The 14,602-nt window shown below is 59.4% G+C and carries 11 protein-coding genes and 2 pseudogenes; 9 read left to right on the top strand and 4 right to left on the bottom strand.

Translation table 11 applies throughout. The features are described 5' to 3' along the window. Positions 1 to 257, top strand: a pseudogene (locus IRZ24_RS08355) (carboxypeptidase M32); the annotation flags it as partial. Positions 258 to 425: 168 nt separating this feature from the next. Here IRZ24_RS08355 and IRZ24_RS08350 read toward each other — a convergent pair. Next, positions 426 to 1,211 carry a CAP domain-containing protein gene (locus IRZ24_RS08350; protein WP_297162422.1) on the bottom strand — a complete coding sequence of 262 codons (786 nt, stop codon included), beginning with the start codon at positions 1,209 to 1,211 and terminating at the stop codon, positions 426 to 428. A 335-nt stretch (positions 1,212 to 1,546) separates the two neighbouring features. Here IRZ24_RS08350 and IRZ24_RS08345 point away from each other — a divergent pair, with 335 nt between their 5' ends. Then, positions 1,547 to 2,362 carry a hypothetical protein gene (locus tag IRZ24_RS08345; protein ID WP_297162419.1) on the top strand — a complete coding sequence of 272 codons (816 nt, stop codon included), beginning with the start codon at positions 1,547 to 1,549 and terminating at the stop codon, positions 2,360 to 2,362. Positions 2,363 to 2,554: 192 nt separating this feature from the next. Here IRZ24_RS08345 and IRZ24_RS08340 read toward each other — a convergent pair whose 3' ends face one another. Together IRZ24_RS08340 and IRZ24_RS08335 are read right to left on the bottom strand one after the other, a co-directional pair. Further along, positions 2,555 to 2,977 (bottom strand): heme-binding protein, encoded by a 423-nt coding sequence (locus tag IRZ24_RS08340; RefSeq protein WP_297162416.1) that lies wholly within the window; start codon positions 2,975 to 2,977, stop codon positions 2,555 to 2,557. Between the two features lie 195 nt (positions 2,978 to 3,172). Next, positions 3,173 to 4,084 (bottom strand): isocitrate lyase/PEP mutase family protein, encoded by a 912-nt coding sequence (locus tag IRZ24_RS08335; RefSeq protein ID WP_297162414.1) that lies wholly within the window; start codon positions 4,082 to 4,084, stop codon positions 3,173 to 3,175. A gap of 414 nt (positions 4,085 to 4,498) precedes the next feature. On the opposite strand from IRZ24_RS08335, the gene tal reads away from it, so the two are divergent. The 7 genes from tal (at position 4,499) to IRZ24_RS08300 (ending at position 14,002) form a co-directional block, all read left to right on the top strand. Then, complete coding sequence (gene tal, locus IRZ24_RS08330; protein ID WP_297162412.1) at positions 4,499 to 5,644, top strand: transaldolase; 1,146 nt, start codon at positions 4,499 to 4,501, stop codon at positions 5,642 to 5,644. Continuing rightward, positions 5,641 to 7,386, top strand: a complete 1,746-nt coding sequence (locus IRZ24_RS08325; RefSeq protein ID WP_297162410.1) for a bifunctional transaldolase/phosoglucose isomerase — start codon at positions 5,641 to 5,643, stop codon at positions 7,384 to 7,386. The genes tal and IRZ24_RS08325 overlap by 4 nt, the downstream gene beginning before the upstream one ends. A 377-nt stretch (positions 7,387 to 7,763) precedes the next feature. Continuing rightward, positions 7,764 to 9,314 carry a glucose-6-phosphate dehydrogenase gene (gene zwf, locus IRZ24_RS08320; protein ID WP_297162407.1) on the top strand — a complete coding sequence of 517 codons (1,551 nt, stop codon included), beginning with the start codon at positions 7,764 to 7,766 and terminating at the stop codon, positions 9,312 to 9,314. Between the two features lie 517 nt (positions 9,315 to 9,831). Beyond that, positions 9,832 to 11,073, top strand: a complete 1,242-nt coding sequence (locus IRZ24_RS08315; protein ID WP_297162404.1) for a glucose-6-phosphate dehydrogenase assembly protein OpcA — start codon at positions 9,832 to 9,834, stop codon at positions 11,071 to 11,073. Positions 11,074 to 11,204: 131 nt separating this feature from the next. Further along, positions 11,205 to 11,954, top strand: a complete 750-nt coding sequence (gene pgl, locus IRZ24_RS08310; protein ID WP_297162401.1) for a 6-phosphogluconolactonase — start codon at positions 11,205 to 11,207, stop codon at positions 11,952 to 11,954. Next, complete coding sequence (gene rpe, locus IRZ24_RS08305) at positions 11,951 to 12,667, top strand: ribulose-phosphate 3-epimerase (protein WP_297162398.1); 717 nt, start codon at positions 11,951 to 11,953, stop codon at positions 12,665 to 12,667. Before pgl ends, rpe begins: the two co-directional genes overlap by 4 nt. A 366-nt stretch (positions 12,668 to 13,033) precedes the next feature. Further along, the gene (locus IRZ24_RS08300) at positions 13,034 to 14,002 is read left to right on the top strand and encodes a P1 family peptidase (RefSeq protein ID WP_297162393.1); all 969 of its coding nucleotides are present in this window, start codon (positions 13,034 to 13,036) and stop codon (positions 14,000 to 14,002) included. A gap of 305 nt (positions 14,003 to 14,307) precedes the next feature. On the opposite strand, the pseudogene IRZ24_RS08295 reads toward IRZ24_RS08300, so the two are convergent. Beyond that, positions 14,308 to 14,602, bottom strand: a pseudogene (locus tag IRZ24_RS08295) (hypothetical protein); the annotation flags it as partial.

Genomic DNA, 14,602 nt, shown 5'->3' with positions numbered 1-14,602 from the left:
GCTATACGCTGGGCAATCTCTATGCAGCGCAAATCTACTACACTCTACTCAAAATCTTTCCAGATTTCAACAATCGGCTTGAGCAAGGAGAAACATCTTTTATCCTGGAATGGCTGCGTCAGCACATGTACGTTTATGGCATGATCTATCTGCCCGAGGATCTCATCAAGCGTGTCACTGGTGAGGCGCCCAACGCTGACTACTTTGCTCACTATCTCAAGGAGAAATTTGGTCGTCTTTATGGGCTGACTGATTGAGCCAGACTCGGGCAATTTGGCGAGTGACAGAGTATGCAGCAGGAAGGGTAAAGCTCGAAGAAAGAGCACAATAGCGGCGCAAGACTCGATGGGCAGGCAGACGGCAGAAGAGAGAAACAAGAAGAATAACCACCCCATGCTCGAGTCCTGCCTGCCCTCGCTGCCGCTCTAATTCGTGAAATCCTCGGTCACCCAGACGTAGCCCCGGCTATCAAGGTAGATCCCGATACCAATGCGGTGAAAGGCACTACTGAGCAGGTTACGCCGATGCCCATCATTAGGAGGCTGCTCGTTTAGCATGCTGCTCTCAATGAGCTGCACGCCGCTCCAGGCATCAGGTGAGGCCGAGGCATAGCCCACATTCTCGCCGCATACACTCCAGGTGATCCCCTCTGCACTCACGCGATCGCAAGGGGCAGCTTCGCCGGGGCAGGCGTGACTGAGACCACAGTGAGCCATGTTCCAGCTATGCAAGCGCGCGCCGGCTGAGAGGGTCCCATCCAGCGTATAAGCAGGCAGACCCTGACTGGCCCGATCGCGGTTGATGAGGGCCAAGAGCTGCTGCCGTAGCTGACTTTCCTGACTTGTCTCTGCGGGAGGAGCTCCATAGGGGCCGCTGCCCCCAGGCGCCAGCGTCGGAACAGGGGTAGCTGCTGGAGAGCCAGAACGCCCTGCGGTGGGACTGGGAGCTGGCGTCGAACGAGAGCGCCCGGTTACGCTCGGGGTCGCCGTCCCCTCGCCGTGACCCGTGATGCTAATAGGGGTAGCTGCTCCCATAGCCCCGGAAGCTGTTGCCGTTGCCCGTGGCCCACCTGCAGGAGAGGATCTACTGCTCCCCGGCGTGGCTGATCCTTCCCCTGACGCCGGACCCATGGCCGGCAAACTTCCACAACCGGCCAGCCAGGTCAATGCTAGAGCGAGGAGCAGCAGCCACGCCAGCCGCCTCTTGCTCATCACGGCCTCCTCCCTTCTCCAGGCTTTCGGTATCTACTCTGAGGCGAAGTCACTCTCTTCAGCGCTTGAAGATCAGTCTGGCAGCAATTGTAACATAAGCGGCCCAGCACGTAGCGAGCAAGCAGAGAAAGCGGAGGATGACTAGTACTGAAGTCCTGGAGAAAGAGAAGGTGGAAGGCTCAACCGTCTACCTTGCACAATACGATTGTTCATCCTCTGGCAGGCATGGCTGGGCGCGTTGACAATGCCGCATACGAAGCAGTACAATTCGGGCAGGCATCTCTTCTTGTAGGACAAATGTGGCTTGTGGTAACAGATGGGAAGGAAACCGAGGCATGTCTGAAGATACCCAAGATCAAACAGATCATGCTTTTGAGCGTGCCATTACCACCCTGTGCAACTGTCGGAGTCTGATCCGTCATCATCCTGAGCTGCCAGCATTCCAGCGCGAACAACTGCTTAGCGATATCGAAAAGACCCTGGAACTCTTGCAGACCTGGGCCGCCAAAGCAGCCCAAGAAGCCCTGTTGTCCGCCGGGCCAGCGTCCCAACGGCCTTCACATGAGCAATCGACCTTACGCGCCCTCTATCAGCTCTATCAGGAGCACGTCAACTCACCGCAAGCCAGCACCCAGGTACTCAGTGCCCGCTTCAACGAAACCCTTACAACCCTGAAGGAACTTCAGGACCTCATTCAGGAATGCAGCGATCTCGATCTAGAGAGTGATCAGCACCAACTCAGCACTGCCCTGCAACGGGTCGGAGCCTTCACGGCGGACCTCTACTGTCTCTTTATGGAATTCCGTCGCTCGTTGGCGGCGATTCTTGACGAGCAAAGCAGCTACATCCATACCGAAGAATTGACCAGCCTGCAGCGCCTGCGCCTGCCAGAGGAAGCAAAGCCAGCGCCCCCCGTGCTACGCTCCCTGCACCTGCGTGAAGACCATCGCCGACTCGACGAGCAGAGACAGGCCCTGACCAGCCGGCTCGGCGACGCCACAGCCTTTCTCGTTCTGCTAGAGGAAGGTCTCCGCAGCGACCTTAAGCGGCGCAATGAAATTATCAGCCACCTCCATAGTATCGGGCAGCTACTGCGCGACATGGCTGGTTTGCTCGCTGGCTACGAAGAAACGCTGAGGGCCATCCTCTAGAATCAGAACAGCGGAGGGTCAGGCCCGTCAGCGCTTCTTCCTCGCTAGCCCGCTTTGCGCGGCCAGGGACTGTCTGGCTCGTAAAGAGGACAGACAAGCGAAGATAGGGGAACAAGCCAGCAGAGCAATGCCAGGTGCATATGCTGCACAGCCCGGGGGGCGTAGAGAGCAAGCAGACAAGCGCTGTCTGGCCTAAAGCGCCGCCAGAGCCGCCTGTGCCACCTCCATGTCCTGAGTATAGTGTCCGCCGCTCACCCCGATGCCGCCAATAATCCCCTCGGCAGTCTTAATAGCGAAGCCGCCACCGAAAACGATCAAGCGATCCGTCTTAATGATCCCATGCAACAAAGGAGGATCGTTCTTAATAAACTCAAACCACTCGTGGGTTGCCATGCCCCCGAAACTCACCGCTGTATAAGCCTTATCCTGAGCGATCTGAACGCTCAAGAGCGGCGCCCCATCCATGCGGCTGAATGCCTTTAAAGTACCATCTGGATCGCAGATTGCAATACACATTGGTACACCAATTTCGCGAGCTTTAGCCTCAGCAGCAGCGATGAGGCGATGGGCAGCTTCAATCGAAATGCTCGGCTTCTGAAAGCTATTCTCGGCCATCGTCGGCTCCTTTCATTGATCTCCAACAAGAGCAAGATCCAGTCGACCAGCACAAGCAAAGACAGGCGTCGCTTCTTGAACGGCATCAGAAAGACACTCAGCCCAAGCCAGCGCGTCCACAGCGTAGCCCAGCCGCTAGAAGGCAGTCTAGCCAGCAGCCTCTAGCTAAGCGATCGGCCCTGGCAGGCCTAACCCTCAGCCCTGTTGAGGAGGTGAAGCGGCCTCCTGGCGTCCACCATACACACCATAACGAGCCTCTAGCTCCTGGATAAAAGGCAAGCCGACCAGCTCGGTAAACTGCTGGAAGCTCACTGACTGTTCAGAGAAAGCCAGAGGTGTCTCTCCTCGCTTCAGTCCTTCCAACAAACGCAGCATGGCATGGGTGGCGGTAAAGAGCAGGGCGACGGGGAAAAGTACCAACTTAAAACCCAACTCCCGAATCTCGCTCAACGAGAGCGGAGGAGTCTTCCCGCTCTGCGCCCAATTGAAGAGCAGAGGCACATCGGGGAAAGCCTGGACAATAGCGCGCAGCTCCTCCAACGTACGGGGGGCCTCAATAAAAATCACATCGGCTCCTGCCTCGCGATAGGCGCGACCGCGGCGTAGGGCCTCCTCAAAGCCGAGCACCGCTGCGGCATCGGTGCGCGCAATGATCACAAAATCAGGGTCCTGGCGAGCTTCCACTGCTGCGCGCACCTTCTGGACCATCTCCTCCATTGGAATCACCTGCTTCCCCTCCATATGCCCACACTTCTTGGGCCAGACCTGATCTTCAAGATGCAGTCCGGCCACACCGGCCCGCTCATACTCGCGCACCGTGCGGCGCACATTCAGTGGATTCCCATAGCCCGTATCAGCATCAGCAATCAGGGGCACCTCGCCGGTCACCGCCGCCAGCGCTGCCGCACGGCTCACCATCTCACTCATAGTTAGCAAACCAACATCAGGCATTCCGAGCACGCTGGCCGACGTGCCAAAGCCTGTCATATAGACCACAGAGAAACCAGCCTGAGCAATCAGGCGCGCGCTCAAGGCATCGTAGGCTCCCGGGGCCACCACTAAATCAGGGCCGGCCAGTAACTGGCGCAAGCGCGTTGTCACTCGCATCCTAATTCCCTTTCCTTCTCTTCTCCTCCCGCACACGGGAGATACTCGTGGCTGGGCTGGTGGGCATCTCCCAACCAAAGCAGAACCAGCTATTCTGCTACTGGCAAGTGTAGCCTATGTACTGCCTTGCTGCAAGCAACCTACAAGGCAAGCCTCTGCCAGTCAGCAAATCACCAAGAGAAGGCCGCGTTCTGGACCGGGATTTGCCGCCGGGCGGAGGCAGGTGTTATCATAGAAGAGGCAACCTCTTAGTGTAGCGATGACAATAAAAGCTCAAGGGCAGCGGCGAACGAAGAGCGCGGCCGCTGCCGTAGATTGTCCCGCGTGGGAATAAAACCGGCCCGCAGGCTCTTTCCACTAAAGAGAGGGGTAGAACAAAAGAACGGCATGATGCCTTGACCAGAGGAGAAGAGCATGGCAAATCCCTTGTTACAACTGAAGGACTACGGACAGAGTGTTTGGTACGACAATATTGACCGCGCGCAGCTAGAATCCGGGGAGTTCAAACGTCTCCTGGAGGAGGATGGCATTACTGGGGTCACAGCCAACCCTACCATCTTCGACAAGGCCATTAGCAGTGGGCACGCCTACGATGCCCAAATTGAGGAGCTAATTCGCCAGGGGAAGGGAGTTGAGGAGATCTATGACGCCCTGGTCGTACGCGATGTCCAGACCGTAGCCGATCTGCTGCGTCCCATCTACGAGCGCAGCGCTGGGGTGGACGGCTATGTCAGCCTGGAAGTCTCACCGGACCTCGCTCACGATACAGAGGGGACATTGGCGGCGGTGCGCCACTACTGGCAGCTCGTCAATTGCCCAAACCTGATGATCAAGATTCCTGCCACCCCTGAAGGGCTGCCTGCCATTCAACAGGCCTTAACCGAAGGCTACAATATCAACATTACCCTCATTTTCTCCATTCAGACCTATCGTGAAGTAGCCGAGGCCTACCTGACAGCCCTGGAGAACCGCAACGCCGAGGGGCAGGACATCGGTAACATCGCCTCGGTGGCCAGCTTCTTTGTCAGCCGCGTTGACACCCTGGTTGACAAGCTGCTTGACGAGAAAATCAAAGCTACTGGTGATCCTGCCGAGCAGGCTCGGCTCCGCTCGCTGCAAGGCAAAGCGGCTATTGCTAATGCACGCCTGGTCTATCAGGAATTCAAACGCATCTTTAGCTCACCGCGCTTTGCTGCCCTGCGCCAGCTTGGTGCCCACGTACAGCGTCCGCTGTGGGCCAGCACCAGCACCAAGAACCCAGCCTACCGTGACGTTCTCTACGCGGAGGAGCTGATCGGCCCCGATACGGTCGATACCATGCCCTACGAAACGATCGAGAAGTTCCGCGATCACGGACGGGTTCGCTACAGCATCGAAGACGACCTTGATGGCGCACGGGCCCTGTTCAAGGAGCTGGAGCAACTCGGCATCTCCTACGAGGCGGTCACGCAGCAGCTCCTCGAGGAAGGCGTACAGAAATTCGCCGACTCCTATCATCAGTTGCTCAACACCATTCGCGCCCGTCAGCAGGCGCTCAAAGAGAGGCAGGTTTCGCGGTGACAGCACAACAGGAGCCAGAGCCACAATTTGAAGCCGAAAGTGCTCTTCAAGCGCAGGTGCAAGCGGCGTGGCAGCGTCTGGATAACGAACAGGTCGCGCGGCGGATCTGGGAGCGCGATGCCAGTCTCTGGAAGAGCGACCCGGCGGTCCAGCAAGAGATCCGCGAGCGCCTCGGCTGGCTAACCGTTGCCGGCACCATGCAGGAGCGCCTAACGGAGATCGAGAGCCTCGTAGAAGCGGTACGGCGAGACGGCTATCAGTACGCTGTACTGCTGGGGATGGGAGGGAGCAGCCTCTGTCCCGAGGTACTGCGTCTGACCTTCGGCGTCACGCCCGGCTACCTGGACCTGTTCGTACTCGATACCACTGATCCTGACACCATCCGCGCCGTTGAAGAGCGCATCGACCTCAATAAAACGCTCTTCATCGTCGCTTCCAAGTCGGGCGAGACCATTGAGACGCTCTCGCACTTTCGCTACTTCTGGCAACGGGTCAGCGAGTTGGGCGGCGAGAGTGGGGCCCACTTCATTGCGATCACCGATCCGGGTACCTCCCTGGAGCGGCTCGCCCGTGACCATCACTTCCGCCACGTCTTTGCCAACCCGCCCGACATTGGAGGACGCTACTCGGCGCTCTCTTTCTTCGGCCTGGTCCCTGGTGCTCTAATTGGTCTCGACCTCAAGCGACTGCTAGAGCGTGCTCAAGCGGCCATGACTCGCTGTAGTGCCGTACGCGCTGCCGCTGACAATCCCGGCTTGCGCCTCGGGGCGATTCTAGGAGCTCTCGGTACCCACGGGCGTGACAAGATCACCTTTGTGCTCTCCCCAGCCATTGCCAGCTATGGCTATTGGGTTGAGCAGCTCATTGCCGAAAGCACTGGTAAAGAGGGGCGTGGTCTCTTGCCTGTCGAAGGGGAGGCCTTGGGCGTTCCCGACGTCTATGGCGATGACCGCCTCTTCGTCTACCTACGGCTAGAAGGCGACGACAACGCCGCCCTTGATGAGGGTCTGCAGCGCCTGCGCGCCGCAGGTCAACCGCTAGTACGTTTCCAGTTGCCTGACCGTTATGAGCTGGGAGCCCAGTTCTTCATCTGGGAGCTGGCCACAGCGGTCGCTGGCATCTTCCTACAGATCAACGCTTTCGATCAACCCAACGTCCAAGAGAGCAAGGATAACACAGCCCGGCTCCTGGAACGCTTCCGTCGGGAAGGGAAGCTCCCCGAGCTGGAACCAGTCGTCAGCGAAGGAGCGCTGCGCATCTACGGCAGAAAGTTGAGCGAGGGAGAAGAGGGTCTAGACAACTACCTGCGTGCCTTCCTCGGCCAGGTACGTCCAGGCGACTACATTGCCCTCATGGCCTATGTTCAGCGCAGCGAAGTCAATGAGAGCGCCCTGCAGGCGCTACGTCTGCGCCTGCGTGATCGCTACCGCGTTGCGACAACGCTCGGCTATGGTCCGCGCTTTCTACACTCGACCGGCCAGTTGCACAAAGGTGGGCCCAACAACGGCGTCTTTCTCCAGATCACCGGTGATATGCAGCAGGACATCGCCATTCCGGGCGAGTCCTATACCTTTGGCATCCTGAAAGAAGCGCAGGCGCTGGGCGATCTCTTCGCCCTCTCCGCGCATCAGCGACGCAACATCCGCATTGCTATCGGAGGTGATCTGGCTGCCGGCCTGCAGGCCCTTGCACAACGGCTGGCCCCCGTAGAGACGCAAGGCGACGGACAGCCCTCGCGCTGAGGAGACACTAGCAAGCGCACAGAGGTGCGTGGAAGAGCCGTGCCGTCTTGAACCCTGGAAGGAAAGCGACACTACCGGGCAGGAGGAGCAAGGCATCTGCCAAAGGGCAGACCTGGCAGGCTCCTCCTTCAGCAAAGTGCTGCCTAGCCGGGGGCGGCCTCCGGCTCAGTCGGCTTGCCAGCCTGCCTGGCCCGAGCATATGGGAAGATCTTCAGAAGATTTTAAATCTGCACAAGTATTGCACTACAATGAATATAGCCGATGACAGGCGATGAGAGGTCCTGGTTACAGACCCGGTAACGGACGAGCAACCTGGAACTCAGTCGAGAGCGTCTATTGTCTGTCAAGAACAAGTGATGACCAGGAGAATATCATCGATGCCTCAACGCAGCGCGGTCGAGGCGCCCAATCCCCTACGCGAAGGGCTGCGCATCAAGCACAGTCCTGAGCCCTGCGCGATGGTGATTTTTGGGGCGACTGGCGATCTCACCCATCGGAAACTCTTGCCTGCTCTCTACAATCTAGCCTTAGAACACCCGCTGCCAGCGGGCTTTTCCGTCATAGGCTTTGCGCGCCGGCCTTACACCGATGAGCAGTTCCGAGAGCAGGCTTTTGAGGCTATCAACGAATATTCGCGCCAGAAGCCCATCAATCAGCAGGTCTGGGAGAGTTTTGCGTCCGGCATCTTCTACCTGCAGTCTGACTTTCACAACCAGGCGGGCTACGAAAAGCTCAATGCCCTGCTCAATCGGCTGGATCGGGAGCGTGGCACGGGCGGCAACCGCATCTTCTACCTGTCGACACCGCCGAGCCAGTACCCTGAGATCATCCAGCGCCTGGGAGCAGCCGGCCTGAACAAGAGCCGCAAGGGCTGGACACGCATCATCATCGAAAAGCCTTTTGGCCATGACCTGGCCTCAGCCCGAGAACTGAACCGCCAGGTGCTGCGCGTTTTCAAGGAAGAGCAGGTCTATCGTATCGATCACTATCTGGGCAAAGAGACCGTTCAGAACATACTGGTCTTCCGCCTGGCTAACGGCATCTTCGAGCCAGTCTGGAATCGCCGCTACGTGGACCATGTCCAGATCACCGTAGCGGAGAACATCGGCCTTGAAGGGCGAGCGGCCTACTATGAAGAAGCGGGCGCGATTCGCGACATGGTGCAGAACCATATGATGCAGTTGCTGACCCTGGTCGCGATGGAGCCGCCGATCGCCTTTGACGCCACAGCGGTACGCGACGAAAAGGTCAAGGTGCTGCATGCCCTGCAGCCGCTGCAGGGGCAAAATGCCCTGCTCAACACCGTTCGTGGTCAGTATACCGCTGGCTGGATGAATGGACGGCTGGTGCCTGGCTATACGGAAGAGCCTGGCGTCCGGCCTGATTCCACCACAGAGACCTACGTGGCCCTTAAGGTCTTCGTTGACAACTGGCGCTGGGCAGACGTGCCCTTCTACCTGCGCACTGGCAAGCGCCTGCCCAAGCGCGTGACCGAGATCGCTATTCAGTTCAAGCAACCGCCTTCGATGTTCTGGCAGCGCAGCAACATCCAGGGGCAGATCGAACCCAACGTGATTGTGCTGCGCATCCAGCCAGACGAAGGCATCTCCTTGCGCTTCGGCGCCAAAGTCCCGGGCACCGAGATGCAGATCCGCTCGGTCAACATGGACTTCTTCTATGGCTCATCCTTCATGCGTCCGCAGCCGGAGGCCTATGAGCGGCTGCTGCTAGACTGCATGCTAGGTGACTCCACGCTCTTCACACGCCGGGATGAGGTAGAAGCGGCCTGGGAGTTCATTCAGGGAATTATGGATGCCTGGGCCGAAGCGCCGCGCGAGACCATCCATCCCTATGAGGCTGGGACCTGGGGCCCCCAGGCCGCCGACGAGTTCATTTGGCGCGACGGGCGCCGCTGGCGACGGCCCTGATTCCTCGTGTCCGCGCCAATAGCGCGGACACAGCCACGGGGGCAAGTGGCAGACTTGTGTACAGAGCACAAGCCAGATAAGGATCAGCGGCCAGGCAGCCACGGTCGATCGTCTGAACCTGGCTGCCTATGTGTCCTTGTCCGCCAATCTCGCACCTGGAGTGTGCCAGCCAGACATGGGGGACTGGCTGACACACGCACTGCGCCTGTCTGTCGGTCCTGCTGCGCTGCTGATCCTCCCCAGACTCGCCTAGCAGGAACAGATAGTCGGCAGGGCAGTAACATAGCATAGCAAACAAAGTACTGGCGGGCGCCAGCCGAAGCGCCTAGTGCTCGCTGGCCACTGCCACCAGGCTACGCGAGGAGCTGTTTGCCTCGCGGTACCTTGCCCCCTATGTCCTAACAGTCAAGTAAGCAAGAAACTGCAGTAGCTGACGCACGCTATCCAGGCAGGACGGCCTCCGCCCGTCCGTCAGGTGCCTGGAACGATGCCGTTCTCTAATCAGGGGAGATCTGGAATGACTGTGGACCTCGACCTATCCCCGGGGACACGCTCGCTGTGGGCCGGTAAGGCCATTCCCTGGGAGCATCTGGAGGAAGAAGTGGCTTTGCTCTGGAAAATGGCCGCCGATAACATGCGCATCGGCCAGAATATGAGCGTGCGCACCAGCGTGCTCAATCTGGTAATCTGCGCACCCTCCACCGCGCGCGCTCGCTATGTTAGCAATCTGCTGCGTGATCTGCTCAGTACACATATCGCGCGTGTTGTCATTCTGATCCTTGAAGACGATCGCGACGCGCCGGCCTCGATCGCGACCTGGGTGACCCTGCGCAGCTTCCCAGTCATTTCAGACCTCACTCGTCACCATTTTGAGCAGATCACAGCCCTGCTCAGTGGGCCGGTGGTTGAGCATAGTGCTGCTCTTTTGCAGAAGCTCGTCAGACCTGACCTGCCGATCTATCTCTGGTGGCTTGATGAGCCTCCGGCCGGCGGCGACCCCCTTGACTCGCTGGCCGCCATCAGCCAGCGGCTTATCGTCGATTCGGCCAGCTTCCAGACACCAGGGCCGACCTTGCGCTTGTTGGCCTCGCTGTTAGAAACGCATCCAAGCTGTGCCATCAGTGACCTGAATTGGGGACGGCTCACACCGCTGCGCCAGTTGGTCGCCCAGTTTTTTGACGGTTTGGAGTATCGTCCCTACTTCGAAGGCATTCAGCGCATCGAGATCGAGCATGCCGTGCTCGAGGCGCCGGGTGGTAGTGACCGCCGTCTCCAGGGGGCCGCCGCCACTCTGCATCAGCGGCTACAGGAGCCTGCCCGTGCCCTATTGATGGGAGGCTGGCTCAAAGAGCGTCTCACCTGGCGCCGAGTCGCCTGTAGCGCTTCCTGCCCCGGCAGCGTCGAGAGCCTGCCGCCAGGAGCCTATCACTGGTGTCTGGAGAATGGGGCTGGGCAGCCAACGCGCATCGATATTCGTCCGCGTGCCGAAGGAGAGGTCCCGCCGGGAACGATTTGCCTTCTGCGTCTCACCAGCCGGCTCGAGGATCAACAAGCACTGTTCAGCATCAGCCGCCTGCCTGGCGACAGCGATCATGTCCTGACCTCCATCGAACTTGAGCAGGAACAGCCCCGGCAGCGTACCCTAAACCTCAATGAGCAGCGCCAGGAGAGCCAGCTCTTAGTTGATGAGCTAGAGATCACTGGGCATGATGACCAATTTGAGAGGATTTTGCAGGAGCTAGCTGCTCTGCTTGCCTGACCTAGGCCAGCCATCCTGAAGGCAGCGCCTTCGGGAGCCTCCTCGGGGAATGAGCGGGAGCATCGGCTCTTAGCTGCTTACTCGCAAGTTATGCATCTTTATCAGATCTCAGAGAGGATAGAACTAAGGAGATGCAGCAACAGATCGCCATCTATCCTGACGCCGAGAGCCTCAGCCAGGAAGCGGCGCGTCTTGTAACGCGTCTCGCCCAGGAAGCCATTGTCACCCGTGGGCGCTTCACCCTTGCCCTTGCTGGAGGCTCAACGCCACGCAAGCTCTACAGCCTTCTAGCCAGTGAACCCTATCGCAGTCAGATCGACTGGACGCGCGTTGAGATCTTCTGGTCTGACGAACGCTGCGTCCCACCTGATCATCCAGAAAGCAACTACCGCATGGCTCACGAAGTCATGCTCAGCAAACTGCCCATTCCTGCCGCCAACATTCACCGCATGCCGGCAGAGCAGACCGACCATCAAGCTGCTGCCGAGAGTTATAGCGCCGAGCTGCGCCGTGTCTTCAGCACCACGGGAGTGCCCGTCTTCGACCTCATTCAGCTCGGCATGGGTCCTGAAGGGCACACAGCTTCACTTTTTCCTCACCAGCAGGCCCTTCACGAGCGCGAGCGTCTTGTCCTGCCCGTCAGTGTTCCCAAGCCGCCGCCTGAGCGTCTCACCTTCACCCCGCCTGTCATCAATGCTGCGCGTCACATCCTCTTTCTTGTCACCGGCAGCGACAAAGCCGAGGCCATCCGAGCGGTGCTTGAAGAAGAAGGCGCGCCCGATGACTATCCCGCGCGCCTGGTCCATGCCGCCGCAGGTGAAGTCACCTGGCTCCTGGACACAGCCGCTGCGGCAGCCCTCCAGAGGAGGCCCTCAGCATGACGACCGAGCAGCCGACAGCCCGAGCAGCCCAAGCGCCACAGCCGCCGGCGCCCATTGGTCTTGTTCCCTCTATTCTCAGCGCTGACTTCAGCCGTCTTGGACAGCAGGTGCGCGAAGCCGAAGAAGCGGGTGTTCAGCGTATCCAGATTGACGTCATGGACGGGCACTTTGTTCCCAATATTACAATGGGGCCGCTTATTGTCGAAGCCGTGCGGCGCAGCACCAGCCTTCCGTTAGAAGCACATCTCATGATCACCAACCCTGAGCACTACATTGAAGCCTTCGCGCGGGCCGGGGCTGACGTCATCATTGTCCACCAGGAGACCTGTCCTCATCTACACCGTATCGTGCAGCAAATCAAAGAAGCTGGCAAACAAGCGGGGGTAGCGCTCAACCCCTCGACGCCCGTGTGGCTGCTAGAAGACATCCTCTCCCTGCTTGACCTAGTGCTCATCATGACCGTCAATCCCGGGTTTGGGGGCCAGGAATTCATTCCTGAGACGCTGCCCAAAATCGCGCGCGCCAGGCAGCTCCTCAACGAACGTCAACTCCAATGTGACCTTGAAGTTGACGGAGGCATCAACGAGCACACCGCGCCGCTGGTCGTCCAGGCGGGGGCCAACCTGCTCGTAGCCGGCAGTGCCATCTACAACGAGCGTGAGAGCGTTGCCGCAGCCGTTGAGCGCCTGCGGCGGGCCCTTGCTCTTAGCTGATTCCCACCAGTTGATTCCCTTCCTCAACTATCCAAGGGGCACGTGGCACCAACCAGGAGATCGGCAGAGGCGTGCTGACCCGTTCCAGAGACAGACTGACCCTGAGCGCCTGGCACCTGGCAGATCTGGCACGAGCGGCAGCCTTGCCGGGCGCGTCCATACTCGTCGAATCGAAGCCATAGCGATCAGGTGATACAGGCCAGGTCAGGGGCAGTGACGAGCGCGCATGTGGCCTAGCACAAGCGACCATATGTCCAGCTTGCTCTTTTGACCTGACCAGGCTCAGACGTTCAGACGAGCCGCAGCGACCAACCACACCGCAGCATGCATGACAGCTCTCTACAGCTCTCTCAGGAGGCACAGGACATGTACAATGACATCACCGATGTTCCAGGTATTCGCGTTGGGCACGATACCAACCTAGAAGCTGGCACCGGCTGCACAGTGATCCTCTGTGATCCCCCCGCGGTTGGCGGTGTAGATGTCCGTGGTGGAGCCCCAGCCACGCGTGAAACTGATCTTCTACACCCGCTCTGTCTTGTCGAGCGCGTCAATGCCATCTTACTGACTGGAGGCAGCGCCTTTGGACTAGAGGCGGCCGCTGGTGTCATGCGCTATCTCGAAGAGCGTGGTCAAGGCTTTCAAGCCGGTAACGTGCGCGTCCCTATCGTCCCAGCAGCCGCCATCTTTGATCTTGGCCTCGGCTCGGCCCACATACGACCCGATGCTGCCGCTGGCTACCGGGCCTGTGAACGGGCGAGCGCAGGCCCGATCGAGCAAGGCAGCGTAGGAGCTGGGACTGGAGCTACCGTAGCCAAGCTTGGCGGTGGTCACAAAGCGGTTAAGGGCGGGCTTGGCTCAGCCAGCACCCAACTAGCTGATGGAACACTTGTCGGAGCCTTAGTAGTTGTCAACGCCGCGGGCAACATTGTTGATCCGCACAGTGGAGCCACGATTGCAGGGGGGTCAGGGGCCGCAGAAAGCCCTGAGCAAGGTCGCCATCCCTTCAGCAACACCACCCTGGCCGTGGTTGCCACCAGTGCCACTCTCAGTAAAGCCAGCGTCAACAAAATAGCGCAAATGGCTCACAACGGCCTGGCGCAAGTCATTCAACCGGCGCACACCATGTTTGATGGCGACATAGTTTTCGCCCTGGCCCTAGGAACAGAAACAACACCTCCCCCTGATCCTGCGATCACCGCAGCGCAGGTCAGCCTCATAGGGGCCGCGGCAGCCGCCACCCTGGCAAGGGCCATTATTCAAGCTGTTCGCCGCGCCACCGGGCTCCACGGCATTCCGGCACTCGCCGACCAGCCGGGTCAGCCTGAAAAGTAAGACAGGCACTCGACCCGCTCAAGCGAGGGCATAGCAAAACGATCCCCATTGCTATGCCCCCTGAGAAGCGAGCGAGAGACGCATCATCCTTGGCCGGCAAAAGGCGCACAGTCGATCGATCCAGGCCAACGCGGACCCTGACTGAAGCGAGGGAGCGAGGCAAAAGCGCAAACTAGTCGCTGACCTGGCTGCCGGCGGGCAGAGCGGGCCAGAGCTTCAGTCAAAGCTAGGCGAGGGCCGGCCGATACTGGGCCGTCATCGAACCGGCGCTTACACAAGTAGCGAGCGAGAGCAGGCGAAGCACATCACGGTTCCAGAATCAGTAACAGCAGCAGCCCTCCACTTAGCAGCGTAACCAAAACGCAACACAATACCAGGAGACGAAAGAGAGGAAGACGGGCCGCTGGAAGCGAAGCGGGCGCCGCCGTAGGCGCTTGCCATTCAGCGCGCAGGGGCAGATCGCGCCGCGTAGCCAGCGTTTTCAGGCCTCCGGCTGTCGACTCCCGTGCAGGAGAAAGGCCGTGCGAGCTGCGTATTCCCAATGCCGAGTGCGGCTGCTCCGAGGGGGGGAAGACAGGAGGGGGAGTCACAGGCAAAGCG

It is taken from the genome of Thermogemmatispora sp. (assembly GCF_019683755.1).
In the GTDB taxonomy this organism is placed as follows: Bacteria; Chloroflexota; Ktedonobacteria; order Ktedonobacterales; family Ktedonobacteraceae; genus Thermogemmatispora.
Note: the sequence above shows the minus strand (reverse complement) of the source record. Positions and strands in the feature narration are given on the sequence as shown.

Excerpts from the sequence above, each read along its gene's own strand:
- IRZ24_RS08350 (WP_297162422.1), bottom strand. The coding sequence starts at position 1,211 with ATGAGCAAGAGGCGGCTGGCGTGGCTGCTGCTCCTCGCTCTAGCATTG.
- IRZ24_RS08345 (WP_297162419.1), top strand. The coding sequence starts at position 1,547 with ATGTCTGAAGATACCCAAGATCAAACAGATCATGCTTTTGAGCGTGCC.
- IRZ24_RS08340 (WP_297162416.1), bottom strand. The coding sequence starts at position 2,977 with ATGGCCGAGAATAGCTTTCAGAAGCCGAGCATTTCGATTGAAGCTGCC.
- IRZ24_RS08335 (WP_297162414.1), bottom strand. The coding sequence starts at position 4,084 with ATGCGAGTGACAACGCGCTTGCGCCAGTTACTGGCCGGCCCTGATTTA.
- tal (WP_297162412.1), top strand. The coding sequence starts at position 4,499 with ATGGCAAATCCCTTGTTACAACTGAAGGACTACGGACAGAGTGTTTGG.
- zwf (WP_297162407.1), top strand. The coding sequence starts at position 7,764 with ATGCCTCAACGCAGCGCGGTCGAGGCGCCCAATCCCCTACGCGAAGGG.
- IRZ24_RS08315 (WP_297162404.1), top strand. The coding sequence starts at position 9,832 with ATGACTGTGGACCTCGACCTATCCCCGGGGACACGCTCGCTGTGGGCC.
- pgl (WP_297162401.1), top strand. The coding sequence starts at position 11,205 with ATGCAGCAACAGATCGCCATCTATCCTGACGCCGAGAGCCTCAGCCAG.
- rpe (WP_297162398.1), top strand. The coding sequence starts at position 11,951 with ATGACGACCGAGCAGCCGACAGCCCGAGCAGCCCAAGCGCCACAGCCG.
- IRZ24_RS08300 (WP_297162393.1), top strand. The coding sequence starts at position 13,034 with ATGTACAATGACATCACCGATGTTCCAGGTATTCGCGTTGGGCACGAT.